Genomic DNA, 26,680 nt, shown 5'->3' on the forward strand with positions numbered 1-26,680 from the left:
AAAAACTCACAGAATGGATATAATAAAAGTATGTACGTAAGTAAATTCAGGAGGTGTTAGCTTGTTACAAGATTTACTATCTGAGGATAATGTATCCTTTCATTATCCTGCAGAAACGTGGGAAGAGGTAATTCGTCACGGTGGCCAACTCATGGTTGATGCGGGTTTTACTGATCCATCTTATACGGAGGCTATGGTAGAGGTAGTGCGTGAAATGGGACCCTATATTGTATTGGCACCAGGTCTTGCTATGCCACATGCTCGTCCGGAAAATGGGGCAAAACGTGTAGGTACTGCATTGGTAACCTTAGAAAAACCATTGAATTTTGGTAGTCCTGACAATGATCCTGTTTCTGTGGCGTTGTTTTTGTGTGCTCCGAACAAGGATGAACATATTCAGTTGTTGACAGATATTGCTACATTATTTGAGGATGATGAGTTTTTAGATTCGGCTGCTGATTTTGAAAGTATCGAAGATGTACAAGCATTCTTGGCAGAGCATTTAGAAGATCAAGAATACGTTTAGTAGGAGGCAAGTATGATTTCTGTATTAACTGTATGCGGTAATGGCATTGGTTCTAGCTTGATGCTAAAAATGAAAATTGAAGAAATCTGTGCTGAAAATGGTATTGATGCACAAGTTGAATCTATTGATTTTAATGCCGCACAAGGCCGTAAAGCGGACCTTATTGTAACTGTAAAAGAATTGGCTGAACAATTTGAAGACAAGAATGTGGCTATTGTTCGCAGCTATATTAATAAAAAGAAAATCACAGAAGATATTCTTGATGCATTAAAACAAGCAGCTCAATAAGCTGTAACAACTATATATAGGAGGTAGTGCCATGGAAATGGTATTAGAGTTCTTACGTGATGTGCTGTCTCAACCAGCACTTTTGATTGGTATTATGTCATGTATTGGCTTGATTGCCTTGAAACGTCCGTTTCATAAGGTCATGACTGGTACGTTGAAACCTATTCTTGGCTACTTAATGCTCGCAGCTGGTGCAGGTGTTATCGTTAACAACCTTGATCCATTAGGTAAGATGATTGAGCATGGCTTCCATATTACTGGTGTAGTACCAAATAACGAAGCTATCGTGGCTGTAGCACAAAAGGTACTTGGCGTTGAAACGATGTCTATTCTCGTAGTAGGCTTATTGATGAACTTATGTATTGCTCGTTTCACCAAGTTCAAATATGTGTTCTTAACAGGTCACCACAGCTTATTTATGGCTTGTCTTATGTCTGCCGTACTCGGTACAGCTGGCTTGTCCGGTATGGAACTCATCCTTGTAGGTGGTTTCTTGATGGGCGCTTGGTCTGCTATCTCTCCAGCAATTGGTCAAAGCTATACATCTAAGGTTACAGAAGGCGATGAAATTGCCATCGGTCACTTTGGTAGTCTAGGTTATTATTTATCCGCTTGGGTAGCTAAATATGTTGGTAAAGCAGACGATAGTACAGAAGACATTGAAATTCCAGAAAAATGGGGCTTCTTACGTGATTCTACATTATCTACAGCATTAACTATGATTGTATTCTACTTAATTGCAGCCTTTGCGGCTGGTTCTGAGTTTGTAGCTACTTTATCTGGTGATATGAGTCCTTACTTATATGCTGTTATGAGCGCTATGAACTTTGCTGTAGGTGTAACAATCGTATACTCCGGTGTACGTATGATCTTAGGTGATTTAATTCCTGCATTCCAAGGTATTGCCACAAAAATTATCCCTAATGCTATCCCAGCAGTAGACTGTGCCGTATTCTTTACATATGCTCCAACAGCAGTAGTATTGGGCTTCATTAGCTCCTTTATCGGCGGTATCATCGGTATGCTCATCCTTGGTGCTGTAGGTGGCGTATTAATCATTCCTGGCCTTGTACCTCATTTCTTCTGCGGTGCAACAGCAGGTATCTATGGTAATGCTACAGGCGGCCGTCGTGGTGCTGCAGTAGGCGCATTCCTTAATGGTTTGGCTATTACTTTCTTGCCAGCATTGGCATTGCCAGTTCTTGGTCAATTAGGTTTCCAAAATACAACATTTGGTGATGCTGACTTTGCTGTAATGGGCCTTGTACTAGGTCATGCATTCGAATGGATTGGCATGGCAGGTATCTATGGCATCGTAGCGATTGCAGCTCTTGTACTTATTATTCCAAACTTTATTAAAACAAAAGGTAAAGTTATTAACTACGTAGAAGAGGAGTAATGAAAACAACTGAGCAACATAGTAATGTTGTAATACGATATATATTCCTTACTATGGGTGCTATTAGCTTTGCTCTTGGTACAGCGGGTATCGTATTACCACTATTGCCAACAGTACCTTTTTATATGCTTACCTTGTTTTGTTTAGCTCGAGGATCTGAACGTTTTCATAAAATGTTCTTAGAATCTAGTTTATATCAAAAGACTGTTGGTGCTTATGAACGCGATAAATCGTTAACGTTGCGGACAAAGTTGTCTATTCTCTTATCTGTGAGTACAATAATGGCAATTGGTGCGTATTTCAGTCAAGATATGCCCATCGCACTTGGTGTTATGGCCTTTGTATGGCTTGGTCATGTTATAGCATTAGTCTTTATTGTAAAAACAAAAAAATAAAAACTTTCAAACATAATTCTAAATATAGCCTCGTAAACTACATTGGTTTAGTTTACGAGGCTATTTTTTGTGTAAATTTATATTTTTAAAGAAAAAATGAATTATTACAAAAATTAATTTGACAATGAATATCAATAAGTATACTATGATAATTGTGTAAGTGATAATTTATATAGTATTTGTGTATATGGTGATAGTATGAATCCACATAATCATGCAATTTCACATGCAGGACTTACTATGTCGAGACATACGGTGTTTGACGGTATCGATCTATTATTTCTGGATGTGAAAGAAGAGTCGGTTCAATTTTATGCTAAATCACATACCAAGACATTTGCCATAAATCATTGTGAAGAGGGGCGCATCGAGTGTAAGTTTACATCTGGGGAATATTTATATATGGGGCCAGGAGATATGTCATTAGGATGGCATACTCATGCTGACTACCAACATAAAAATTATTTCCCTACAAAACTTTTTAAGGGAATTGTATTACTCGTAGATGTAGAAAAAGCGCAACCTGTATTGGATTCGCTTGTTACTGAGTCACGTATTAATTTAACAAGCCTAGCTGAACGATTTTGTGAGCATTCCGAGTACGGTATGATGATGGAAGAAACTGAATCGGTTAGACAGATTTTTTCTAGCTTATATAAAGTGCCTGACCAAATCAAAGGGCACTATTTTAAATTAAAGGTTATTGAGATCTTTTTGTTATTATCTGTAATTTCTACGAGCAATAATGAAAAGAGAGCAACCTATCGGAAACAGCAGGTTGATATTGTGAAAGCTGTTAACGAATATGTATCTACTCAGTTTATGAAGCGTATTACAATTGAGACATTATCTGAACAATTTGATGTACCTACGTCTACATTAAAAAGATGTTTTAAGGGCGTATATGGTACGACGATACATCAATATTTAAAAGAATGTCGTATTAATGCGGCTAAGAGGTTACTCCATGAAACGGATCAATCGATTCTAGAAATTGCTAATGCCGTAGGCTATGAGAATGGCAGTAAGTTTACTAGTGCCTTTAAAGAGGCTACTGGTGTAACTCCAAGTGCTTATCGTAAGATATAACAATTTAATATTGTCCGAAACGTATATTTTTGGTCTTTTCGGAGTAGATATGCAAGATACACTTTGCTAACATTAAAATGTAAATGATATTCAATGTCATTATATGTTGGTAGAGTGTATCTTTTTATTTGAGAGTGAAAGATACAAAACGTATAATTAGTTAAAATTTGAGGAGGGCACAATGGACCGGTGGGGATATACAAAGCGCACCATAATTCTGTCTAGTGCAGTTGCCTTGTGGCTTAGCGCACCTCTTGTAGTATGGGCTGAGAATGCAACCGTTACTACAGATGTTGTTCATGTTAAAGGAACATGGGCAGAAGAAGCAGCCAAATTAGACTCACAGCAAGTGCAAATCATTACCAAGAAAGATATTGAGAAAAAGCAGGCGAAGTCCGTCGAAGATATTATTTTTACACAAATTGGCGTCTCTAGAACTGTAGATGCTATGGGCCGTGTAGGTGTATCTATTCGTGGTGCAGAAGCGCGTCACACACTTATTTTAGTAGATGGTCAACCAGTACTAGGCGATTTTGATAAGTACTCCGGTGCAGCAGATGAAGTTCAACGGTTAGGTACAGAAAATGTTGAACGTATTGAGGTTATCCAAGGGGCAGCCAGTGCAAAATACGGTTCAGATGCTATTGGTGGTGTTGTTAACATCATCACAAAAAAAGCACAGAAGAAACCGATCTTACAATTAAACGCAGAAGGTATGCGTCGTAAGAGTGATGGTGATACATTCCCATTCCAAAACTTCTTTATTCGTGCCGACTCTGGTCAAATGGGTAAGTTAAAGGTTGGTTTGTCAGGCAGTAAACGTGATCTAATGCCTGTTTTAGCATCCGTTAAACGTCGAGATTCTGGCATGGCTTTTGATTATGCAAAACATAATTTTAAGCCAAATGTGCTTCGTTATTATGGTGATGCGGCTGATATCGGTCTTGTAGCAACCTACGAAGCTAATGATAAGAATAAATTTGAAATGCGACTTAACCGCTACACAGAAGACCTTGTACGCGATGTTAAGCACTCCGACTCTGATTTAGAGCCTCAACAACATTTCAAACGTACCGCAGACCGCAATACGGCTAATTTACAATGGTCCTCCCGGGCAGGCAAAAGCGATTGGACTGTTGAAACTAACTACTCCCGCATTAAAGAAAATGATGTAGCCCTCATTAGCTATACAGGTCGCTCCGCCTATGAAGGCTCCAATGAGTTGCGTTATATCGATAACATCGATCATCGTCAATTGGATATTCGAGCTAATGCGAATACACAGCTTAATAAAAATCATTTGCTTAGCTACGGCGTAAGTTATGCTCGTGAAGAAGGTTCTGGTAGCCGCTTAAAGAGTTCTCCTAATACAAGTACCATGTACATTGATCCTTGGGATTACGATAAGAGCTTATTAGTGGATAAACTAGACCGCCTTGTAAGACGTAAAGGCGATAATAGCATCAAGGTTTACTCTCATATCCACGATTATAAATTCATTAATTCCGGTGGTGGTATGCCGCAATGGGATATGGATTATGAATATTATGGTGCAGAAACAGATGCTCAAAAACCAGGTATAACTTATGATGACTATATAAACTATGGTTTGTCTGAAAGTAGATTAAGTGATTGGTCTAGTACATCTCCTAATAATCAACCTGTAACAGATGAGTTCAAAGCTCGTTATAAGGCTTTAGAAGACCGTTTGAAAGCAGAAAATCCTGTATTATCTGCCACACGTGCCAATATTGTAGGTGACTATTTTAAATATGGCGAGTCCAATGATCCTGAGATGCGCAAAAAGGCACCTAAGCTAAATGGTAAAGCCTTCCTAGAAGAATATCGTAGCCGTGATCAACGCTTAACAACTGGTAGCGGTACGATTCGTAAGTTAAATGCTTATGTTTCTGATACATGGCAGGTAAATAAGAACTTAACATTATCCCCAATTCTTCGCTTTGATAACAGCAGCTTATTTGGTTCTAATTTATCTGCGTCCTTAGGCATGACCTATAACGTTAAAGGTAATACTCACCGTAGATTTAAAGCCAATGTAGGGACGGGCTATACAGAACCAGGTATGGGCGAATTGTGGTACAACTGGGAAATGTATGCTTCTAACCCTGTTGGTATTGGGGTTGCAAAACTTGGTTGGTACTGGGCTGGCAATCCTAATTTGAAACCTGAGAAATCTGTTAACTTTGACATGAGCTTAGAAGGTGAAAATAAGAATACTTATGCTCGTGTAGGCGTATTCCATAACCGCATCAAAAACTATATGTCTGTATACTTCACAGGGGACTTTATGGACTTTGCTCCATACCTCAAAGGTGATGCTAAGTACCAACGTGCACCAGACATGATTTATAGCTTTAAAAATATTGGTAAAGCTGAAATTACGGGCCTTCAAGCAGAGGTACAACAAAAATTCGGTAAGTATTGGTCCGGTAAGCTCGGGTATACATACTTGCATGCGATCAATAAGAGTGATCCAACAATGCCTCGACAATTGTTGGATAAACCAATGCATAAGGTTGATATTGGTATTACCTATGACAACCCTAAATCCGGTTGGAATGGTTCCATTTGGGGCGATTACTATATCAATATGCTTGATAGTAATACTCTTAATAATGGTGGCAACTACTGGCCAGATATTTTATCTGGTGATGCAGGCGTATATAAGAAGCAAACCTATGAAAAGAAAACATTTGGCATTTGGAACGTAATGGTTCAAAAACGATTCAATAAAAATGCCATGATGTACTTTGGCATCAATAATATCTTTAACCATCGCGATGATGACCGTGCTACGCAAGAACGTGTGTATCGTGTAGGGGTTAACCTTAAATTTGGTGGTGGAGACAGCAGTAAAACGACAGCTATCGGTAAGACTAAGGATGGTACAAAAGGTAGCGTAACAGGTGCAAATGTAACGGATACTAATGGGAAAGTTACAAATGGTGAATCCGGTGTACAAAACGTATCTGATGTGGTTCGCTTAACTGATTTTATTCATTCTGATTTCGACACTACTAAAGAACGTGGTGTTACATTAGTTGGCGACTACAGAGCACGTTGGATGGCACATGATGGCTCTAATAGACCACAATCTCCATTTAGAGAAAATTCCGCTATTGGTTCTGCAAAAGCTAATATGTACGATACCAATCGTCATAGCTTTGAACAACGTTTGCGCCTAGGCTTCGATGCTCGTCTTAATGAGTTTACCAATCTTAAAGTTATCGGTAGTGCAACTGGTATGAGCGGTGTTGATACAAGCTGGACACAATCCGATTCTAAAGGCTTTAACCATCAACGAATCGACACAGTTGATTTCACAAGACGCGTTAAAAAATGGGATGTATCGGTAGGTCGCTTAACAGAACCTATGGGGGCTAGTGGCTACTGGTTTGGTCAATCTTATGATGGCGTTCGTGCCGTTTGGAATGGTCATGACTCACAAGTTCGTATTGGTGTTGGTACTTTCAAACATAGTACAGGTATTACTGATTCGGCTTATACTCATGCAGTACATGAAGTTATTTATAGACCACCAACAGCGGCTGAATTGATTGGTATCAATCGTGATGAATATCCATATGATATCAACAGTGCTACAAAAACTGGCTCTGATGGTGAGAAAAAATCTACAGAGGATGCAGCAGCACCAGATAGTCCTAATGGTATCTATGATTCTACTTACAAAGGTAAGACAGATAGCATCTACTTCTATCAACAGCTTAAAGGCTTACAAGATGAATATGAAGCTTATAAGGAGTCATTAGATCTTAGCTGGAGCAATCCAAACCGCGATCAAGAAATGGCTAAAGCTGATGCTAAGCTAAAAGAGACTCAACAAAAACAAGCTCAAATCATGGGCCATTTACAAGATATTCTTACAAAAGCATATCCTACAGATATGGCTGGGAAGAAATTCTCCCTCGATATTCCATCTGGTGGTTATGCAATGTATGAAATCACTAATAAGCATACAGGAGAAAAACTCTATAAGACAGGGGACATTATGTATAATGTGAACTCCTCCTTATACCCTGAATACTTAAAAGAAAAGGCTAAAGGTCTTATCGTATCAACCGATAATAAAGATGCTTTAGTAAATCCTAAGGCCTATGTTGAAAAACATGGTGACGAGATCAATCAATCCGTAGCAGAAATTGCAAAATATAATGCTACAGATAACTGGAGTAATTATAACAATAGTGAGCTCGATGTTGTTTGGGTTAAACAGCCAGATGGCACTTACAAACAATCCTATGATTACTATGGTCAACCATCTAGTGATTATGAGTTCACTGGTTATTTAGGTGCTAAAACGTATAAATACGATAGTGGTAGCTATGTATTTAGCGATTATGATGCTAAAGATGCGATTTATAAAAAGAACTTTACAATGGCCTCTAACGACTGGGGTGAAGGTAGTTCTGATTATGGTTGGGGCATGACACCAGCAATGTACAACTATTTATACAATCTTGAAAAAGTTGTACATGATGCAGAGTCTGAAAATAAATTACCTCGTGAAGCAATAGGCAAGATCATCGGTAATTTGATTCGTACAGAAGGTGTAGTTCTTGAAAAAGATACTGTACCGGCTATTGATAAAGCGGCCTTTGTTCAATACAAGAAACAAATAGGCTCTCGTCTTGGGTTACAAGCCTGGTACTTACGTTCCTTTGGCGGTAAAAGACATACCTATTTAAATGCAAATGGTAACGGCAATGATGAATATAACTTCTCAAATGTAGCTCAAGTATTCGGTATTGGCGCTAAATATCAATTAGGTGCTAATGCTTCGGTTACTGTTGATTACGGCCAAAACCGTTCCAACTTAGGGCGTTACTTAAATGGTAACACTGTATATCAACATGAACGGGGCACTGCGGACTTTGCTATTAAAGGTCATCAAATGGGTGGTACACCTCACTTCTGGATGGCCCGCTTAGACATTGGTCGTGCTGATCTAGATGTTCCAAAATCTTGGAATGCATTTATCGACTATAAATATTTTGAACATGGTTCATTCTTTGGCGGTAATGGTACTGGTGCTGTACCAGATCGTTATCTCGATGGTATTCGTAGCTTCACATTTGGTGCGGGCTATGTACCACGCAAGGATTTACTCCTTGAAGCATTCTATACATTTGATGCGAAGGGCACTAATAAACGAGATACTTTATATGGTAGTGAAAGCTTTAAGTTAGGCGATTATACAAGAATTCAAGGGACCTACAGGTTCTAATGTTCAGTCTGTAAACAGGCAGAAAGGTTACTAAAATGGAAAATTTAAATTATGTCATTCACTTGTTTCATAGTGGCGGGTATGTAATGTATCCATTATTACTCTTGTCTTTCATGGTTATCGCTATTGCTGTAGAACGGGCTTTCTTTTATCATAAGTATTCAGGTAAGACATTTGTTGTTACACATGCAGTAAATGAACTAGCAAAATTACAAAAGTGGGACGAAATTGATAAAGTAATCAAAGAAAATCCATCTATTGCAAGTCGCATTGCAGAAGCTGGTCTACATAATGCTTCTAGCGAAGAAGCAATGAAAACGGCCTTCGCTGATCAAATGGGTGTTGATGCGGTTGGTTTCCGTAAATATATGGATTACCTAAGCGCTACTGTTACAATCTCCCCACTATTAGGCTTACTTGGTACTGTTACAGGTATGATTGGTTCCTTTAGTATTCTCGATGCTGGTGCTGGTGCATCCGCTATTACTGGTGGCGTTGGTGAAGCCCTCATCGCTACAGCTTCTGGTTTGTGTGTAGCCATCATGGCATTTATTGTGTACACATTCTTTAGCCATCGTTTAGATTCCATTATTAATCAAATCGAAGGTATGTGTGTGAACATCGTTAGTGCTAAGCGAGAAGGGTGGAATTAATTATGAACCTACAAAGCTTTCGTATGAAAACAAAGCCTGAATTCATGATTATCCCAATGATTGATATTATTTTCTTCTTGTTGGTATTCTTCATGATGAACAGCTTGCAAACAGTTGCTCAAAAGGCGTTATCCGTGCAATTACCACAAGCTACTAGTGCCTCTGCACCAGCTCAATTACCTGTAGTACTTACATTGGATGCAGAAGGACATATTACAATTGATAATAAGCCAATGAGCATTGATGATGCTGAAGCAATGGTTAAACAGCGTATTCAAGAAAATCCAAATGCTAGCGTTATTTTACAAGCTGACAAACGCGCTGCTCATGGTCAAGTTGTAGCGATTATGGATATGTTAAAACAATCTGGCGTTAAACGCTTGGCTATTGCAGCCGAACAGAAAGGATAACTATGGGACTAGGCATATCATGGAAAAAAGCAGCCATTATATCCGCCATAGTTCATCTCATTGCTCTCTTTGTTGCCGTAATCTTTTTCGTAGTAGTTCCAGCAATTCAAGATATGGAAACGTATGAGATCGACCTCACACAAAGTGTACTCGATGATGGCGGCAGCGGTCATGCTGGTGGAGGTGGCGGGAACAGGTCTGACCTATTCCCAAAACCGTTGTCAGCAGATGAAGTGGCGGCAAGAACAAAGGCTGTTGTAGCGAATATAGATCCATCTACTGTAACAGATATTCCTGATGCAGTAGATGTACCCCCGAAAGGCGGCGAACATAAAGGTAATGCCTCTGGTGATAATTCCGCAGGTGGTTCCGGCCCTGGTACTGGTGGCGGCTCTGGCGGTGGTAACGGTACAGGTGTTGGCACTGGTAATGGCGATGGTCAAGGTCAGGGGAATGGTAACGGTGACGGCCCTGGTAAAGGTGATGGTCATGGTACGGTGAAAGCTGCCTTTGATACGGAAGGATTCCGTGTAAGAGTGCAAGATAATGCACAAATGCCTTCAATGGCTTTAAAAAGAAAGTTACAAGGTGATGTAACTGTACAAGTTACATTAGATACAAATGGCAACCTTATTGGTCAAAGTATTGTATCGTCTACCAATGAAATCTTTAATGATGCGGCTATGTCTGCAGTGGTAGCGGCAACACCATATCAAAATCTAACTGGTGAAGATATAGATATCAATGTACCAGTTGAGTTTAGAGGGCATGAATCATCTGATGATGAAGATGAATAGAAGTATCTATGTGATAGACCTATCTATGAATTAAAGGAGATAATTATGAAATCCATTATTTTATATTCATCCCTCACGGGAAATACTAAAAGCGTAGCGGAAGCAATGGCTTCCGTCATGCCTGAAGGTACGCCTTGCGTTCCTGTAAAAGAGGCGCCTGAGAATTTAGCTGATTATGACACTGTGTTCGTAGGTTTCTGGGTAGATCGCGGTACAGCGAATAAAGAGGCTGCCAAATTGATTGAAACCTTAACAAATCCTAATATTGTATTCTTTGCTACCTTAGGCATGTATGCAGATTCCGATCATGCTCGTGAAAGTATCGAAAAAGCATCCGAGTTATTACAAAACAAGGAATCCCTTGTAGATGGCTTCGTATGCCAAGGTAAAATCGATCCTAAAGTCATCGAAATGATGTATAAAATGTTCCCACCTGGATCTGCTCATGGTCAAAGCCCTGAACGCGATGCGTTGCACAAGGCGGCTGAGACACATCCTGATGAACAAGACTTTGCAAATGCAAAAGAATTTACAAAATCTGTACTTGCAAAGTTGCAAGCCTAAACTGAAAGGGGATTGGAGTATGAGTTTAGCAAGTTTCTTTGAATCCATTCCGGAGAAGCAACGGAATTTACAACTAGGTTTAGAATGCGATAATCCGATGAGTGGTGCATTCCCTCATAAACGGGTTGTTCATGCAGGGCTTAATGGTATTCTTGTGTCCCCAAAGGAAACACAAGCCGTTTGGAATACCTTAATGAATGGCACACCTAAAAAAGGTGAAATGCAATGCGCCTATATTCACATTCCGTTTTGTAAGACAAAATGCACATACTGTGGGTTCTTCCAAAATGGTACAAGTCAAAACGTGGAGGATCAATACATTGATGGTCTTATTAGTGAATTAAAGCTCGCTAGTGAACGTCCTAGATTAAAAGATGGTTTAATCCATGCCTTGTTTATCGGCGGTGGCACGCCAACATCATTGTCTCCAGCAAACTCTGAAAGATTGTTGAAAGCTATCAAAGCGTATTTGCCACTAGCTAATGATTATGAATTGACCTTGGAAGGTCGTATTCACGATTTGATTCCTGAAAATCTTGACGTATGGATGGAAAATGGCGTTAACCGTATGTCCATTGGTGTACAATCTTTCAACACAGAGGTACGCCAAATGGTGGGACGTTTAGATACAAAAGAAACCGTATTAGAGCGGTTAGCAGCTTTAAAAGCCTATGGACAATGTTCCGTTGTTATCGACTTGATTTACGGCTTACCAGGACAAACTATGGAGGTTTGGGAACAAGATTTGGCTGATCTAGTAAGCTCTGGTGTAGACGGTGCGGACCTTTACCAATTAAATGTATTTGATGGTAGTGATCTTAATAAAGATATTGCAAAAGGCAAGGTGCCCGCAGCAGCTACAACAGCTATGCAAGGGGATATGTTCGAGTTTGGTCGCAAATACTTAGACGAGCGTTCCTATCGTCGATTGAGCGCGGCTCACTGGAGTGCGAATAACCGTGAACGTAGCTTGTATAATATCTTAGCTAAAGCTGGTGTTCCGATGTTCCCATTCGGAAGTGGTGCCGGTGGTAATGTCGATGGGTACGGCATGATGTTACATCGTGCATTAAAACCATACGAAGATATGCTTAGTCGCGGTGAAAAACCATTTATGGCGCTCATGAAGCAAAGCGATTTACAACCTATCGTAAATCAGGTGGTAAGCCAGCTTGAACAAGGTTTCCTCAATATTAAGAGCTTAACTGAATTAGATGCAAAACTAGATGAATTAAACTGGCTTTATAAATTATGGGAAAAACGTGGTCTCGTAGCTTACAATGGTTTGCTTTATAAGTTGACTGCAGCCGGTGAATTCTGGACTGTAAATCTTACACAAAGTACATTAGAAGCCGTTGAATATATCATGACAGGTAAAAACTCCTTCGCTATGGAGGCTGTGGCTGCTCAAGATACTAAAACAACGTCTAAAGATAATCCTAATCAAGAGGTACGTGGCATTGGCCAAGGTAAAGCTAATATTTCGGTACCAACTGATGAGGATTCAGAAGCACAACGCAAGGAAGCTCTCATTGCAAAAGCAAAAGCAGAAATCGCCAAAAGTGGTGCTTCTGGTGAGTCAGCTAATCGAATGGTACAAGCTATGTACAATTTGAGTGCTGATGAAATTGAATATATGATGGAACGTATGATGTCTTAAATTTATATTACACCTTGAATCTAACAACCCTTTTCAATAACAACATATACTAAACAAGACATAGTACGTGACATATAGTACTCTTTGTAGTACAGAGAAACCCTAGACATTAGTCTGGGGTTTACTTTTTATAGAACGAAATGTATTCTGTAATTATATGAATCACTAATAAGAAAATGGGCTATCTTATGGATATGCCTTTGGGAGGTTAGTATAAGTATGTTTCCTCAAAAAAATATAGATATTGTAGGCATTGGGGCTAGTACGCTAGATCGATTTATCGTAGTGGATCATTACCCAACAGGCCGAGAGGTACAGCAAGTGGTTTCATCTACTACTGATGGTGGTGGCCCTGTAGCAACAGCGTTAGCAGTAGCCGGTAAATATGGTGCTCGTACAGTCATGATCGATAGTATTGGTGATGATATGGTGGGGCGTCATATTTTAGATGATTTTGAAAAATACAATGTAAATACAGATGCTATCCAGGTTGAACGTGGTGCTAACAGTGGCGTTGCTACCATTCTCGTAAAACATAGCACCGGAGAGCGGGCCGTATTTTTTGAACGCTCTACAGCTGTGGAACCAGAATTCCTAGATGCTCATAAACAGTTAATTGATAATTCCTTTATATTGCATATTAATGGACGTCATAGAACACTCATGCGTACTGCTATGGATGTAGCAAAGGATGTGGGTACCATTATTTCCCTTGACGGTGGTGCACAGCGCTACGACGAAGAGATGAAACCGATTACAGAGGCGAGTCATATCGTCATTGTAGCCCGTGATTACGCTGAAAAATATACAGGTACTACTAATATAGAAGAGGCTTGTCGTATCATTCATGAACGAGGAGCACTCGTAGCAGGGGTTACAGACGGTGCTAATGGTAGTTATTTTGTGTGGCCTGATGGCACTGCCTATCGTTGTGAGCCGTTTTCTCAAGACTCTGTCGTTGATACAACAGGGGCGGGGGATAGTTTCCATGGTGCCTTTTTAGCTAAACTTTCTAATATTTTACATAGTGAGAGTGCTAAAGTAAGTTCGACGAATGCGGTTCAAGGTGATACCTCTTTATGTATTATTGAGTTACTTAAAGGCTGTGCCCATAGTGACTTGGAAAAAGCGGCTACCTTTGCGTCTGCCGTAGCGTCTTTAAATACACAAGGTATTGGCGGGCGCAGTCCTTTGCCGAGCCTAGAACTAGTTCATAAACTAATGGGATTGGAGTAAGGTCGTATGTGGCATGATATTTCACATTCTAATGTACAACGATATATGCAACAAAATCCCTATCGATTATTAGCGCTTAGCTTTTTAGGGGTTATGTTTATAGGCACGATGTTGCTTATATTGCCTATTTCAAGTGCTCATGGGCAAACAACAACACTTGTAGATGCAGCTTTTACAGCGGTATCCTGTGTTTCCGTAACTGGACTTGCTACAGTAGATACGTATTATCATTGGTCTCTATTTGGCAAAATTGTTATGGTCATACTGATTCAGCTCGGTGGACTGGGGATTGTCTCTTTTACAACTATCATTGCCTTGCTTTTAGGTAAACGGGTAGGCCTAAAAAATCGGTTGCTATTGTCAGAAGATGTGGGACAAGAGGGAATGACAGGGCTATTACATATTACGAAAAAATTAACCTTGTATACCTTTGCCATTGAAATTATTGGCGGCATAATTTATACGATTCAGCTATATCCCTATATTGGGTACGCTGCATTGTATACAGGAATTATGCAAGCCATCTCTACCTTCTGCAATGCAGGCTTTGTATTTTTTGACAATGATCTACCATATGCCATGGTAGGGGATGTATTATTTAATATTAATACAATGGTTCTTATTGTTATCGGTGGTTTTGGGTACCTAGCAGCCTTTGATATATGGTCACACCGAAAGGTACGACGATTTGTAGATTTAAAATTACATACCAAAATCATGCTTGTTGGTACCATATTCTTAATTTTCTTAGGTGCCATCATTTTCCTAGGTGTTGAATGGTCTAATCCAAAAACCTTTGGACCGTTACCAATATGGAATAAAATCATGGCTTCTTTGTTCCAAGCCATTACACCTCGTACAGCAGGTATTGCGACGGTTGATTATAATGCATTACATCCAATTACCTTATTTGTCACTATCATTCTTATGTTTATAGGTGCCGGCCCAAACTCTACTGGTGGGGGCGTAAAAATTAGCACCGTAGCAGTAGCGATTCTTTCATCCTGTACATTGTTTAACAACCGACCAGATACAGAAATTTTTGAACGGCGCATTTCGTTAGTAACTGTACTGAAAGCAAATGGGATCATCTTTTTATCCATTCTTCTCGTATTACTAGCCACATGTTATTTGGCTTGGGATGAGCCTTACGATTTTATTCGTTTATTATTCGAGGTTACATCTGCCTTTGGCACCGTAGGACTTACCACAGGGATTACGCCTAATCTATCTGAAAGTAGTAAATGGGTTTTGATGCTCGTCATGTTTACAGGACGTGTAGGTGTTATGACTGTTATCGGTACATGGGCGCTCAGAACTGCACCGACTAAGCCAATTGGTTATGCAGAAGAGAATGTATTGTTATAATTGCATAATAATTAATATATCAGGAGATATACTATGAAATATAAAACAATTGCTGTTATTGGCCTAGGCCAATTTGGGACAACCATCGCAAAGATGTTAGCCTCTATGAACCATGAAGTATTAGGTGTAGATATTAATCCAGAAATCGTACAAAAGGTTTCCCCTTATGTAACACATGCAATTGTGGCTGATACGACTGATGAAGAGGCGATCAAAGCATTGGCTTTGAGTCAATTTGATATAGTCATCGTAGCTATTGGTGACAATATACAGGCCAATCTCATGACATCTATGTTGTTGAAAGAAATGAATATGCCTTATGTAGTTTCTAAAGCGGAGAATGGTCTTCAAGGTAAGATGCTAAAGAAGATGGGCGTCGATATGGTGATTTATCCAGAATATGATGTGGCAGAACGGTTGGCGCAATCATTAACTAGAGAGCATGTGATGGATTATTTGCAGCTTTCTAAAAATATTAGTCTCATTGAGGTGGTTATGCCTCAATTTATGGTTGGATCTTGCTTAAAGGACTCTAATTTGCGTGAGAAATACAATCTTAATGCAGTAGGAATTAGACGAGGTGAGGAATTAGAAGTTCCGCCAAATCCGACTACCATTCTTTCAGCATCGGATAAATTATTAGTAATTGGGAATAATTCTGATTTAGATGCGTTAACGGTGTAGTAAGTATACGAAAGAAATATAATTATATCGAAAAAATGTGATACAATAAAAATAGAATTCAGTATAGGTCATACGTGTTCGTATGGCCTTTTTAAATAGAAATGAAGGTTAGTATGACAGAAGAACAATATATAACGGCGCTGACCAATAATCCACATGGAATTAGGAATATTCCTAATCCTACAGAAGCAATGCAACTTACTTGCGTAGCTCAAAATGGCATGTTGTTGCAATATATTAAAGAACCTACAAAAAAGGTTATTGAAACGGCGCTTTCACAATCACCACGAGCCATACAATTCGTGGAACATCCTACAGAGGATTTATTACAGTCATTGGTGGAAAAAGACTGGGCTGTTTTAGAATATATCGATAATCCATCTGATACGATTGTTCAGCAAGCACTCGCTCAATCTGGATGGGCTATACGCTACATCGCAAGTCCTTCAGAAGCACTGCAGTTGGAAGCTGTAAAGGCTAACTATGATGCGTTGCAATACATTAAGGAGCCAAGCGAATCCGTACAATTGCAAGCAGTAAAAGAAAATTACTTGGCCTTGCGTTATATTGACGAGCCTAGCGTAGCGGTTTTAGAAGCGGCGGTAAAACAAGATCCGCAGGCAATGCGACAAATCACAAAGCTTACAAAGGAATTGGCATTGCACCTATTTAGTGTAAGTGCTGCCACATTGGGATATATACCCAATAATTTAGGCGTCACTGTGGACGAAATTAAATCTATCATTATTAGCGCCATCTCTAGTGAAACAGTTGATGAAGACTATATTCGTGAATTGATCAACAATAAAGCTATCGGTGGACGTCAATCTAAATGGCCTATCGATCTATTGTCACTTATAGATGCTTATGGAACTCGGGCTGTTAAGAAGATTGCAGTTAGTGAATATTTGAAATATTAGAACGGAGATACAATGAACTTTATAGATACAATGGCAAGCGTAGAGTTAGTGCTTGCTGCTAATCAAGTACCTTTGCTCGTTGGTGAAACGGGGATTGGTAAAACATCTCTTGCGGCGCGTGTAGCCGCTGAGCATGATTGGGAACTGGTAACAATTGACGGTAACCTCTTAAAAGAAGGTGAAATTGGTGGTTTGCCAACTGTAGAATCTGTTACACATACAGATGGTCGCGGTAATACGCATTCCGTAAAGACTACAGTGTATGCTGTGCATCATACGTTGGAACATGTGGCTCAAGCAGTAGATAAAGGGCGCCAAGTATTGCTGTTTATCGATGAAATTAACCGTGCAGAACATGCTGTGCAACAAGAGTTAATGAACCTCATTTTGAATCGTGAAATCAATGGCTTCTCTTTAAGCGACCAAGTGCGCATTATCGCCGCTATGAACCCTGAAGATTCTTTTGATTATCAAACTATCGATATGGACCCAGCACAACAAAACCGTTTTGTATGGCTTTATATGAATGCTGATTACATGCAATGGATTGATTGGGCTATCGGCACGGGCATTGAGGAAAAGGTTATTGAATTTATTTCTTCCTATCCAGAATACTTAAATCAACGCCATGAAGATGACATTGATGCTACACCACGTTCCTTTGAACGCGTATCTGGGTTATATACAATTTATAAAAATCAAGAAGGCTCAGCATATAGTCGCGAAGTATTCATGAATGTTATCCGCGGTAACGTTGGTAAACTCATTGCGGAGGCTTTCGTAAACTTTGTTGAGTCCGATCAAGAACCACTTATTACCTTTGATGATGTATTGGCGGCCGTTCAAAAACCAGGTGCTATTATGTCTATGGCTGAACAGGTTAAAGGTGAAAGCCCAACTCGTTTATATGTAGCAGCTAAAAACATGTTGCATCGTTTAAATCGAAATAGTAATGCCGAAGAAGTTCATCACTTCATTGAATTCCTTACATTATATCCAGGTGATTTACGGGTAGCAGTTATGAAAGACTTGCGTAACACTTACGAACGTGTTTACGCCTATGCCATTGAAGATGATTTATTCGTAGATACTTTCTTTGAAGCACAAAAGTAAGTCTATTTAGCTAGGTAATAACAGTTTTACCTAATAATGTATGTATAACATAAGGTAATTAACATATAGTTTTAAAAAGAAAAAGGAGGTGGAATGATGCAACGAAATTTAGATAAAGACGATATTCGCGACGCCTCTGACTTACTCACTCATATAGACGGGTGGGAGAAAACAGGGTCCTATGATGAAAAGGCCATCGTGGCTCTTGATCGGTGGCATGCAAAGCGAGAGCGCATTCATCGTGAGGCAGAAGCCTTATATACGCAAATCTATGCCGCTTACGAAGCTTATGTAGATAGTTATGAAGCGCAACATCATAGCATGGAACCACAACGCATAGCAGCAGATATGATGAATCACAATATGTCAGATAGTCATATAGGGACCATAGGACGTGCCCTAGATGAGCTGCAGGTAGAAGGCTCAAACCTTGCTGTTATGCAACAAGCTGTAATGACACCTGCTTATGAGCAACGGTTGTGGAATATTCTACATGATGTGAATAGCTTGTTACTTGAAGAAGACCAATTCTTTGGCTATTTCTATTTGCAAATGGCCCATCGCATTCGCTTTGATATGACAAGTGCCTTTGGTATTAACCTAAAGCAAGGTGGCTATGTATTATATGTCAATCCGTTCATCTTATTACGCCAACCGCCAGATGTAATGAAGGATGGTATTAAACGTGAAATTCTTCATATCATTTCTGCCCATTTGATGCGGGTAAAAGCGTTAAGTCAAAGCTTCAATAAAACTGCGGTACATATGGCGATGGACATGGTTGTAAACGACTATTTAGAACATGTGGATCGTGATGCGGTTACTGTAGCCAATGTGAATGAACGTTTTGGATTGATGCTTAAACGATTCCGCACCATTGAGTACTATGCGAAAGCCATCGATAAGGCGATGAAGGAAAAACCTGAACTTTTTGTGCCTGTAGACAACTCTGATACGGCAGTAGCTATGGAGTTTGATCCTCAAACGAGTCATGATATTTGGGATGAATCTGATTCCATTGATACCGACACGATGGACCAAATTACAGAGCGCTATATCAATGAGGCCTCAAAAGGTGATATGGAAGGGTATGTTAAAAGTCTTATCGATACATTCCAAAAGACACGTCGTGCTCTGCCATGGTATTTCTACCTTAAAAAGCTCATGGGCAAGGTCGCTAGTGGGTACAAAAAAACGACGATGCGTCGAAATCGTCGTCAGCCTGAACGCTTAGAGTTATCTGGTACCTTGCGCCAACATAAGGCTAATGTATGGGTAGCTCTTGATATGAGTGGTAGTATTACAGATGCAGAATTTACGAACGCATTAGAACAAGTACTGCAAATTGTACACGCCTATAATCATCGTATTACTGTTGTAGAATGTGATAATGAGGTGCGCCGTACGTATACAATGGAATCTGTAAAAGATGTAAAACCTCGCCTTGATGTACGCGGTGCTACAGCATTTTCTCCAGTATTTTCGTTAGCTAATCAGAATCGTGTAGATTTGTTAGTATACTTCACGGATGGCAAAGGAGAGGAACGTTTACGTGAAGCTCCTAGGGGCTATAAGGTTTTGTGGGTCCTTACCGGTGAAAACCCTCAATTATCCTTGCATAATCCATACGGTATGGTTCGCGAGCTAGGCTATGTAGGTGTGGATGAAACACAAGATATAGACGAATTTGTACGCATGTCCAATCGTGGGGGCTTCTCCATGGCAAACCAAGAGATATAGACCTTATTTTCGATATGAATATGGATATATCTTGGATTTGTAATAGATCTTGTCTGTAAAAGAATATAAAAAATGACGCAATTCATTGGAATTGCGTCATTTCTATGTAATTGATATTCTATTACATTAGCTATTAAGTTCGATAGAGGAACCTGGATCGATGATAAGCGCTGTTTGGTTGTATTTACCTTCTACTAAGCTTGTAAATACGCCTGGTTCACGGTCGATTACAGGCCATGTTTTGTAGTGAATTGGAATGGAGATACGAGCTTTTACATAAGAAGCGGCAAGCGCTGCATCTTCAACGCCCATTGTGAAGTTATCACCGATAGGGAGCAAAGCATAGTCGATATCGCCAAAGCGATTTAATAATTTCATATCGCTAAAGAGTGCTGTATCACCAGCGAAGTATACAATATCTCCGTAGAAGTCTACGATACAACCGGCTGCATGGCCGCCAGGAATACCAGCACCATGGAAGGCTGGAACTATGCGAACAGAACCGAATTCAAAGTCAAATTTACCGCCTAAATGCATAGCATGAGCGCGACAACCAGCAGCGGCTGCTTTACCGGCTATCTCAGCTGTAGAGATAACAAGTGCATCATTTGCTTTAGCGATGAATTCTGTATCGCCATAATGGTCATCGTGACCGTGGCTAACAAAGATATATTGGCATTTAATATCTTCTTTTTTAGCTTTGTCCCATGTATTACCTGTTAAGAATGGGTCGAAAATCATGGATACATCACCGCGTGTGAGCATAAAGCAAGCGTGACCGAAATAAGTTAGTTTGGTTTTCATAGGAACACTTCCTTCCTTATACATATAAATCTTAATTCTATTGTATAATATAATAAATGAAAATAAAACTATTGATGATAATTTATGCAAAATTAGTAAGGATATATTATGGATTTAACACATTTTGACCAAGATGGCAACGCTTGGATGGTAGACGTATCCGATAAGGATATTACCTCTCGTACAGCCGTCGCAGAAGGGTTCATAGCTATCAATGATGCCATTTATGAGCGCATTGCTGCAGGAACTATGAAAAAGGGGGATGTCCTTAGTGTAGCGCAACTAGCCGCTATCATGGGGGCTAAGCAAACGAGTAATTTAATTCCTCTATGCCATCCATTGGCACTCACAAAGGTTGAGGTACATTGCACCTTAGTAGATGGTGAAAGTCCTGCTTGCACCGATGAAAATCATAATAAGGCTGTTAAGGTACGGGCCACCGTTAAAACGACGGGAAAAACTGGCGTTGAAATGGAAGCTCTTACAGCAGTTCAAGTAGGGTTACTCACTGTATACGATATGTGTAAGGCTATCGATAAAGGCATGATCATGGGCCCTACCTATCTCGTAGAAAAAGAAGGCGGTAAAAGTGGACATTTTGTGCGTTCCTTTGTAGAATAATATAGATATAAAGAATAGGGGAACGAAAATGGAAATAGTACTTTATGAGCCAGAAATCCCTGGCAATACAGGAAATATAGCGCGTTTGTGCGCCGCTAACCACATGACCCTACATCTTATCAAACCACTGGGCTTTTCTATCGACGATAAGCACGTAAAACGAGCTGGTCTCGATTATTGGCATTTGGTAGATGTACAGGTACATGAAAATATTCAAGAGTTGTATGCAAAATATCCTGATCGCAGATATTTCTACGCTACTACAAAGGCAAAGCATACCCACTCAGAGGTAAACTATGAAATCGGAGATATGCTCGTCTTTGGTCCTGAATCAAGAGGCTTGCCTGAAAGCTTATTAGAGGGTGTTGAAGAAACATGCATTCGCATACCAATGGTAGATGAAGCGCGTTCTTTAAACCTATCTAATGCAGTAGCTATCATAGCTTATGAAGCGATGCGCCAACTTGATTATCCAGATCTCAAGGCCGAAGGCAATTGGATTCAACCTAAATAAATATACTTTCACCATTGAGAGATATACAATAAATATGTGTTAGAAATCCTACCCAATCTACATGACAGGTAGTATTTCGACAGGTGTTGTTAGAGGAGGATATTATGAACTACGATAAAGCTCATGATTTAGCTCACGCTATGCGTGAATCCGAAGAGTACAAAGAGTTAATGGCTGCTCAAGACGCTTTGAAAGCTGATGCAGTAGCAGCGGCTTTGGTGCGCACATTTATGGCACAACAAATGCAATGGGAATACGCAAAGTTGTCTGGTGCACCAGAAGCTGATGAATTGCAAAAGAAACAAGAGGAAATGATGCCTCAAATTCAAGAAAATGCTGCAGCGGCTGCTTATTTACAAGCACAAATGCGTTGGAGCCAAATTTCTAATGATATTTATAAAATCATTAGCGAACCAATCACTGAGGGGATGAAAGTGTTAGATCATGGCGAACAACAACCACAACATTGAGGCATTAAAAACTGCCTTATTAAAAGAATTACCAAGTACACGTGTACGAGAGCAGGAGTTGCTTTGCAATCATACGACATTTAAAATCGGTGGTCCTGCTGATTTATTTATTGAACCTACTACAATGGCTGAGTTGAGCTTCACACTTCGCACCATTCATGAACTTAAAGTGCCTGTAACTGTTATCGGTTGCGGGTCCAATATTTTGGTGAAAGACGGTGGCATCCGCGGCGCTGTTGTATCGGTTCGTCATATGACCCAAATCATGGATTGCAATGATAATGTATTATGCATTGGTTCTGGGTATATGTTAAAAGATGCGTCTGAATTTGCCTGGGAAAATGGTCTCTCTGGTCTTGAGTTTGCCATTGGTATTCCAGGAACATTGGGCGGTGCTGTATTTATGAATGCAGGTGCTTATGACGGGGAAATGAGCCATGTAGTCACATCAGTACTAGCTGTAGATTTCGAGGGGAATATCAAGGAATATGATGCATCTCATTTAGATTTTGGATATCGTCATAGCGTATTCCACGATAATCATGAGGTTATTGGTGAAGTTGTTATGACCCTTAAACCAGGCGACAAGGATGCTATCAAAGCGCGTATGGATGAGCTTACAGAAAAACGCGAATCCAAGCAACCTTTAGAATTTGCCAGTGCAGGTTCTACCTTTAAACGTCCACCAGGGTACTTTGCAGGCACATTGATTGAACAAACAGGTCTTAAAGGGTTATCTGTTGGTGACGCACAAGTATCTCATAAGCATGCTGGTTTTGTTATCAACACTGGCAATGCTAAAGCTAAAGATGTACTTGATCTTATTAAAGAGGTACAAAAACGCGTATATGATCAACATGGTGTACATCTGGAGCCAGAAGTACGTATGATTGGTGAAGATTAATACAAACTAAATATTAATACAAGATTTCTTATGTATCATTACTTTTTTGGAGAATGAACTCATAAGAAATCTTTTTTTATAGTCTGTAAAAGAGTATGATAACTATATGGTTAATCAATGTTTAGGAGGCGATGATATGAATACTTTATTGGCACAAGAGATTCATGATAAAGCACTAGCATGTGGCTATGATAGTTGTGGTATAGTGCCTCTTGATGCACTTGATTTTTATAAAGACCGGTTGACGAAGCGTTTAGAAGATGTACCTGAAAGTGAAGATGTATATGCTCATAGTAAAGACTTTCTAGCATTAAAAAATAATTATCCTTGGGCACAATCCATAGTAGTTTGTACCGAGTATTTTGGAAATTATAAGTTTCCTGCTTCGCTACAGAATCGATATGCAAAAGGATTACTATTATCTTTAAGTAATATTCCTGATGGTGTTGAATTTAAACGGAGACAATCTTTTGAGACATGGTTACAGAGTCAAAATATTCAATATATTGGTGGTGAAACTGCAAAGCCAGCTGGTGTTGTCCCTCTGCGTCCTGCTTCTGTAGCCGCGGGCCTTGGAATTTATAGAAAAAATAATTTCTTTTATGGTCCTAAAGGTTCTAATTATGAATTGGTAGCCTATTTAATAGATAAGTCTTGTGAATATATTCATGATACGGATATTCCTCCGTGCCCAGATTCTTGTAACTTATGTCAGCAAGGTTGTAAGACAAAATCTTTATCTGCACCATTTACGATGAATCCAATAACATGTGTTTCTTTTATCAATACCTTTGGTAATGGTAATTTGCCAGAAGGTGTGACAGAGGATATGTTGGAAGAGTGGATTATAGGTTGTGATAATTGCCAAGACTCGTGCCCATTTAATAAGAATCATGATTGGAGCATCGGAAAAGACTATCCTGGACTTGATGAATTGGAGCCTATACTACAGCCAGAATTTATTTTGAAAGCCTCTGATGAAGAGATTATAGAACAAATGATTCCTAATTTCTGTTTTCATTTAACGAATGAACAAATTCCATTGTTGCGACAATCTGCTAAGCGGGCTATAGAATACAAAAATAGGTGACCAAAATAATGATTGGCCTATAAGATGAGTCAAAAGTATAATCAAATGTAGAAATTACCATGATTAGAAATCCTGCATTTCTTTGACTTTTTTCTATAGACTACGTTATAATTAAGTGTTGCCAATTTTGGGAATATACCTACATAGCTACTTTCACAAGCGCTATGTGATATAGAATATACTGAAAGAATTAAAGGGAGGATCTTATGATTCGCGAAAATCTTCGTAATGTAGCGATTATCGCCCACGTTGACCATGGTAAAACTACTTTGGTGGACGCGTTATTAAAACAAAGCCATGTGTTCCGTGAAAATGAAAAAGTAGCAGAACGCGTAATGGACTCCAACGACTTGGAACGTGAACGCGGTATTACTATTTTGTCTAAAAACACTGCTGTTATGCATGATGGCATTAAAATCAACATCGTTGATACTCCAGGCCATGCTGACTTCGGCGGCGAAGTAGAACGTGTACTTAACATGGTTGACGGCGTATTGCTTCTCGTAGATGCTTACGAAGGTCCAATGCCTCAAACTAAATACGTTTTGCGTAAAGCTTTAGAACAAAAATTGAAACCAATCGTAGTTATCAACAAAATCGACCGTCCTGACCAACGCGTTAAAGAGGTTGAAGATGAAGTTCTTGAATTGTTCATGGAACTTGAAGCTGATGATGACCAACTAGATTTCCCTGTAGTATACGCATCTGCTCGTGCTGGTGTGGCTAAAACTAACTGGGATGACGAAGCTGTAAATATGGAACCATTGTTTGAAACATTGATCGAAGAAATTCCTGCACCACAAGGTGATTTGGAAGGTCCTCTTCAATTCATGGTTACTACACTTGATTACGATAACTTCATCGGTAAAATCGCAGTAGGCCGTATCGTTCGCGGTAAAATGAAACCTAACCAACAAGTGGCTATCATGACTGGTGAAAGCACTCGTAAAGCGAAAATCGGTCGTGTATATACATACAATGGCTTGAACCGTGTTGAAACTGACGAAGCTGAAATGGGTGATATCATTGCGTTCGCTGGTATCGACGATATCAATATCGGCGAAACTGTAGCAGATGCTGAAAATCCTGAAGCATTACCATCCATCTCCATCGACGAACCAACATTGTCCATGGTATTCTCCGTAAACAACTCTCCATTCGCAGGTCGCGAAGGTGAATTCGTTACATCCCGTCACTTACGTGATCGTTTGTTCCGCGAAGTAGAAACTAACGTTTCTATGAAAGTTGAAGAAACTGATTCTGCAGATGCTTTCAAAGTATCTGGTCGTGGCGAATTGCACTTGGCTGTATTGATCGAAACTATGCGTCGTGAAGGCTATGAATTACAAGTAGGTAAACCTCGCGTAATTTTCAAAACTATTAACGACAAATTGTGCGAACCATTAGAAGCATTGACTATCGACGTACCTCAAGAATTCATGGGTACTGTAATGGAAAATCTTGGTCAACGTAAAGCTGAATTGACTAACATGGTTGAGTTAGCTGGTTACCTTCGCATGGAATTCGTAATTCCTGCACGTGGTTTGATCGGTTTCCGTGCACAGTTCTTAACAGCTACAAAAGGTAATGGTATCATGAACCATGTATTCCATGGTTATGCACCATACAAAGGCGAAATTCCTTCCCGTACACGCGGTGCCTTGGTAGCATTTGAAAATGGCGAAACTACTCCATATGGCTTGAACTCTGTTCAAGATCGCGGTACATTGTTCGTTGGTCCTAACCAAGACGTGTACGCAGGCCAAGTTATCGGTGAAAATACTCGTGAACTTGATATGGATGTTAACCCATGTAAGAAAAAACACGTTACTAACATGCGTTCCAGCTCCTCTGACGAAGCAGTACGCTTGACTCCACCTCGTATCTTCTCCTTGGAACAAGCTCTTGAGTGGATTAACGATGATGAACTCGTTGAAGTAACACCTGAAAGCATTCGTATGCGTAAAACAATCCTTGATCGTAACGCACGTGCGAAAGCTGCTAAAAACAAAAAATAATATCCTTAGTGATATAAAACGACGCTCCTATGGGGGCGTCGTTTTTATTACATATAACAAAGAAGATATTCCTATTTATTATATTCATATAAAAATAGGTGATAATTTTATCATTTATGATTGATAGGAATATAGAACCTTGTATATATGG

The 26,680-nt window shown here is 39.6% G+C and carries 24 protein-coding genes; 23 read left to right on the plus strand and 1 reads right to left on the minus strand.

What is annotated here, in order from left to right; translation table 11 throughout:
• Window positions 1-61: 61 nt before the first annotated feature.
• The 17 genes from ACSV5T_RS08890 (at window position 62) to ACSV5T_RS08970 (ending at window position 20,108) form a co-directional block, all read left to right on the plus strand.
• Window positions 62-526: a PTS sugar transporter subunit IIA gene (locus ACSV5T_RS08890; RefSeq protein WP_438320844.1), complete on the plus strand. Its 465-nt coding sequence runs from the start codon at window positions 62-64 to the stop codon at window positions 524-526.
• 12 nt (window positions 527-538) lie between these two features.
• Window positions 539-814, plus strand: a complete 276-nt coding sequence (locus tag ACSV5T_RS08895; protein ID WP_005385725.1) for a PTS sugar transporter subunit IIB — start codon at window positions 539-541, stop codon at window positions 812-814.
• A gap of 31 nt (window positions 815-845) precedes the next feature.
• Window positions 846-2,213, plus strand: a complete 1,368-nt coding sequence (locus ACSV5T_RS08900; protein ID WP_105089523.1) for a PTS ascorbate transporter subunit IIC — start codon at window positions 846-848, stop codon at window positions 2,211-2,213.
• Complete coding sequence (locus ACSV5T_RS08905) at window positions 2,213-2,608, plus strand: YbaN family protein (protein WP_438320845.1); 396 nt, start codon at window positions 2,213-2,215, stop codon at window positions 2,606-2,608. The genes ACSV5T_RS08900 and ACSV5T_RS08905 overlap by 1 nt, the downstream gene beginning before the upstream one ends.
• Window positions 2,609-2,806: 198 nt before the next feature.
• A complete protein-coding gene (locus ACSV5T_RS08910; protein WP_005385728.1) occupies window positions 2,807-3,697 on the plus strand; it encodes a helix-turn-helix domain-containing protein in 891 nt (296 codons plus the stop codon).
• A 181-nt stretch (window positions 3,698-3,878) separates the two neighbouring features.
• On the plus strand, window positions 3,879-8,963 hold the full coding sequence (locus ACSV5T_RS08915; protein ID WP_438320846.1) for a TonB-dependent receptor domain-containing protein: 5,085 nt from the start codon (window positions 3,879-3,881) through the stop codon (window positions 8,961-8,963).
• Window positions 8,964-8,998: 35 nt separating this feature from the next.
• Window positions 8,999-9,616 (plus strand): MotA/TolQ/ExbB proton channel family protein, encoded by a 618-nt coding sequence (locus ACSV5T_RS08920; protein WP_295212421.1) that lies wholly within the window; start codon window positions 8,999-9,001, stop codon window positions 9,614-9,616.
• Window positions 9,617-9,618: 2 nt separating this feature from the next.
• Window positions 9,619-10,026: an ExbD/TolR family protein gene (locus ACSV5T_RS08925; RefSeq protein ID WP_004698605.1), complete on the plus strand. Its 408-nt coding sequence runs from the start codon at window positions 9,619-9,621 to the stop codon at window positions 10,024-10,026.
• A 2-nt stretch (window positions 10,027-10,028) separates the two neighbouring features.
• Entirely contained in the window at window positions 10,029-10,823 is a 795-nt protein-coding gene (locus ACSV5T_RS08930; protein WP_438320847.1) for an energy transducer TonB family protein, read from the plus strand.
• A 45-nt stretch (window positions 10,824-10,868) separates the two neighbouring features.
• Window positions 10,869-11,387: a flavodoxin family protein gene (locus ACSV5T_RS08935; RefSeq protein ID WP_009351304.1), complete on the plus strand. Its 519-nt coding sequence runs from the start codon at window positions 10,869-10,871 to the stop codon at window positions 11,385-11,387.
• Between the two features lie 19 nt (window positions 11,388-11,406).
• Window positions 11,407-13,047 carry a heme anaerobic degradation radical SAM methyltransferase ChuW/HutW gene (gene hutW, locus ACSV5T_RS08940; protein ID WP_438320848.1) on the plus strand — a complete coding sequence of 547 codons (1,641 nt, stop codon included), beginning with the start codon at window positions 11,407-11,409 and terminating at the stop codon, window positions 13,045-13,047.
• 213 nt (window positions 13,048-13,260) lie between these two features.
• Window positions 13,261-14,283, plus strand: coding sequence for a carbohydrate kinase family protein (locus ACSV5T_RS08945; protein ID WP_438320888.1), 1,023 nt, complete (start codon window positions 13,261-13,263; stop codon window positions 14,281-14,283).
• Between the two features lie 6 nt (window positions 14,284-14,289).
• Complete coding sequence (locus ACSV5T_RS08950) at window positions 14,290-15,651, plus strand: TrkH family potassium uptake protein (protein ID WP_438320849.1); 1,362 nt, start codon at window positions 14,290-14,292, stop codon at window positions 15,649-15,651.
• Window positions 15,652-15,684: 33 nt separating this feature from the next.
• Complete coding sequence (locus ACSV5T_RS08955; protein ID WP_438320850.1) at window positions 15,685-16,335, plus strand: potassium channel family protein; 651 nt, start codon at window positions 15,685-15,687, stop codon at window positions 16,333-16,335.
• Between the two features lie 113 nt (window positions 16,336-16,448).
• Complete coding sequence (locus ACSV5T_RS08960) at window positions 16,449-17,255, plus strand: hypothetical protein (protein WP_438320851.1); 807 nt, start codon at window positions 16,449-16,451, stop codon at window positions 17,253-17,255.
• Window positions 17,256-17,267: 12 nt separating this feature from the next.
• A complete protein-coding gene (locus ACSV5T_RS08965; RefSeq protein WP_295868146.1) occupies window positions 17,268-18,368 on the plus strand; it encodes an AAA family ATPase in 1,101 nt (366 codons plus the stop codon).
• 96 nt (window positions 18,369-18,464) lie between these two features.
• Window positions 18,465-20,108 (plus strand): vWA domain-containing protein, encoded by a 1,644-nt coding sequence (locus ACSV5T_RS08970; RefSeq protein ID WP_438320889.1) that lies wholly within the window; start codon window positions 18,465-18,467, stop codon window positions 20,106-20,108.
• Window positions 20,109-20,234: 126 nt separating this feature from the next.
• Here the strand turns inward: ACSV5T_RS08970 and ACSV5T_RS08975 are convergent, their stop codons facing one another.
• The gene (locus ACSV5T_RS08975) at window positions 20,235-20,912 is read right to left on the minus strand and encodes a metal-dependent hydrolase (protein ID WP_295868144.1); all 678 of its coding nucleotides are present in this window, start codon (window positions 20,910-20,912) and stop codon (window positions 20,235-20,237) included.
• A gap of 108 nt (window positions 20,913-21,020) precedes the next feature.
• On the opposite strand from ACSV5T_RS08975, the gene moaC reads away from it, so the two are divergent.
• The 6 genes from moaC (at window position 21,021) to typA (ending at window position 26,529) form a co-directional block, all read left to right on the plus strand.
• Window positions 21,021-21,533 carry a cyclic pyranopterin monophosphate synthase MoaC gene (gene moaC, locus ACSV5T_RS08980; RefSeq protein WP_105089510.1) on the plus strand — a complete coding sequence of 171 codons (513 nt, stop codon included), beginning with the start codon at window positions 21,021-21,023 and terminating at the stop codon, window positions 21,531-21,533.
• A gap of 28 nt (window positions 21,534-21,561) precedes the next feature.
• Window positions 21,562-22,047 carry a tRNA (uridine(34)/cytosine(34)/5-carboxymethylaminomethyluridine(34)-2'-O)-methyltransferase TrmL gene (gene trmL / locus ACSV5T_RS08985; RefSeq protein ID WP_303931033.1) on the plus strand — a complete coding sequence of 162 codons (486 nt, stop codon included), beginning with the start codon at window positions 21,562-21,564 and terminating at the stop codon, window positions 22,045-22,047.
• A 104-nt stretch (window positions 22,048-22,151) separates the two neighbouring features.
• On the plus strand, window positions 22,152-22,517 hold the full coding sequence (locus ACSV5T_RS08990) for a YlbF family regulator (RefSeq protein WP_438320852.1): 366 nt from the start codon (window positions 22,152-22,154) through the stop codon (window positions 22,515-22,517).
• Window positions 22,492-23,421, plus strand: coding sequence for a UDP-N-acetylmuramate dehydrogenase (gene murB, locus ACSV5T_RS08995; protein ID WP_438320853.1), 930 nt, complete (start codon window positions 22,492-22,494; stop codon window positions 23,419-23,421). The genes ACSV5T_RS08990 and murB overlap by 26 nt, the downstream gene beginning before the upstream one ends.
• 136 nt (window positions 23,422-23,557) lie before the next feature.
• The gene (locus ACSV5T_RS09000; protein WP_438320854.1) at window positions 23,558-24,511 is read left to right on the plus strand and encodes an epoxyqueuosine reductase; all 954 of its coding nucleotides are present in this window, start codon (window positions 23,558-23,560) and stop codon (window positions 24,509-24,511) included.
• Between the two features lie 206 nt (window positions 24,512-24,717).
• The gene (gene typA, locus ACSV5T_RS09005; protein ID WP_005385769.1) at window positions 24,718-26,529 is read left to right on the plus strand and encodes a translational GTPase TypA; all 1,812 of its coding nucleotides are present in this window, start codon (window positions 24,718-24,720) and stop codon (window positions 26,527-26,529) included.
• Window positions 26,530-26,680 lie beyond the last annotated feature (151 nt).

Origin of the sequence: Veillonella sp. ZSJB6 (genome assembly GCF_051549505.1) — a bacterium.
Classification (GTDB): Bacteria; Bacillota; Negativicutes; order Veillonellales; family Veillonellaceae; genus Veillonella.

What these genes read in the sequence shown, in the direction of transcription:
- hutW (WP_438320848.1), top strand. Translation starts at nt 11,407, where the DNA reads ATGAGTTTAGCAAGTTTCTTTGAATCCATTCCGGAGAAGCAACGGAAT.
- ACSV5T_RS08910 (WP_005385728.1), top strand. Translation starts at nt 2,807, where the DNA reads ATGAATCCACATAATCATGCAATTTCACATGCAGGACTTACTATGTCG.
- murB (WP_438320853.1), top strand. Translation starts at nt 22,492, where the DNA reads ATGGCGAACAACAACCACAACATTGAGGCATTAAAAACTGCCTTATTA.
- ACSV5T_RS08970 (WP_438320889.1), top strand. Translation starts at nt 18,465, where the DNA reads ATGCAACGAAATTTAGATAAAGACGATATTCGCGACGCCTCTGACTTA.
- ACSV5T_RS08915 (WP_438320846.1), top strand. Translation starts at nt 3,879, where the DNA reads ATGGACCGGTGGGGATATACAAAGCGCACCATAATTCTGTCTAGTGCA.
- ACSV5T_RS08950 (WP_438320849.1), top strand. Translation starts at nt 14,290, where the DNA reads ATGTGGCATGATATTTCACATTCTAATGTACAACGATATATGCAACAA.
- ACSV5T_RS08900 (WP_105089523.1), top strand. Translation starts at nt 846, where the DNA reads ATGGAAATGGTATTAGAGTTCTTACGTGATGTGCTGTCTCAACCAGCA.
- ACSV5T_RS08975 (WP_295868144.1), bottom strand. Translation starts at nt 20,912, where the DNA reads ATGAAAACCAAACTAACTTATTTCGGTCACGCTTGCTTTATGCTCACA.
- ACSV5T_RS08925 (WP_004698605.1), top strand. Translation starts at nt 9,619, where the DNA reads ATGAACCTACAAAGCTTTCGTATGAAAACAAAGCCTGAATTCATGATT.
- ACSV5T_RS08905 (WP_438320845.1), top strand. Translation starts at nt 2,213, where the DNA reads ATGAAAACAACTGAGCAACATAGTAATGTTGTAATACGATATATATTC.
- ACSV5T_RS08990 (WP_438320852.1), top strand. Translation starts at nt 22,152, where the DNA reads ATGAACTACGATAAAGCTCATGATTTAGCTCACGCTATGCGTGAATCC.
- ACSV5T_RS08930 (WP_438320847.1), top strand. Translation starts at nt 10,029, where the DNA reads ATGGGACTAGGCATATCATGGAAAAAAGCAGCCATTATATCCGCCATA.
- ACSV5T_RS08920 (WP_295212421.1), top strand. Translation starts at nt 8,999, where the DNA reads ATGGAAAATTTAAATTATGTCATTCACTTGTTTCATAGTGGCGGGTAT.
- ACSV5T_RS08895 (WP_005385725.1), top strand. Translation starts at nt 539, where the DNA reads ATGATTTCTGTATTAACTGTATGCGGTAATGGCATTGGTTCTAGCTTG.
- typA (WP_005385769.1), top strand. Translation starts at nt 24,718, where the DNA reads ATGATTCGCGAAAATCTTCGTAATGTAGCGATTATCGCCCACGTTGAC.
- trmL (WP_303931033.1), top strand. Translation starts at nt 21,562, where the DNA reads ATGGAAATAGTACTTTATGAGCCAGAAATCCCTGGCAATACAGGAAAT.
- ACSV5T_RS09000 (WP_438320854.1), top strand. Translation starts at nt 23,558, where the DNA reads ATGAATACTTTATTGGCACAAGAGATTCATGATAAAGCACTAGCATGT.
- ACSV5T_RS08960 (WP_438320851.1), top strand. Translation starts at nt 16,449, where the DNA reads ATGACAGAAGAACAATATATAACGGCGCTGACCAATAATCCACATGGA.
- ACSV5T_RS08965 (WP_295868146.1), top strand. Translation starts at nt 17,268, where the DNA reads ATGAACTTTATAGATACAATGGCAAGCGTAGAGTTAGTGCTTGCTGCT.
- moaC (WP_105089510.1), top strand. Translation starts at nt 21,021, where the DNA reads ATGGATTTAACACATTTTGACCAAGATGGCAACGCTTGGATGGTAGAC.
- ACSV5T_RS08955 (WP_438320850.1), top strand. Translation starts at nt 15,685, where the DNA reads ATGAAATATAAAACAATTGCTGTTATTGGCCTAGGCCAATTTGGGACA.
- ACSV5T_RS08935 (WP_009351304.1), top strand. Translation starts at nt 10,869, where the DNA reads ATGAAATCCATTATTTTATATTCATCCCTCACGGGAAATACTAAAAGC.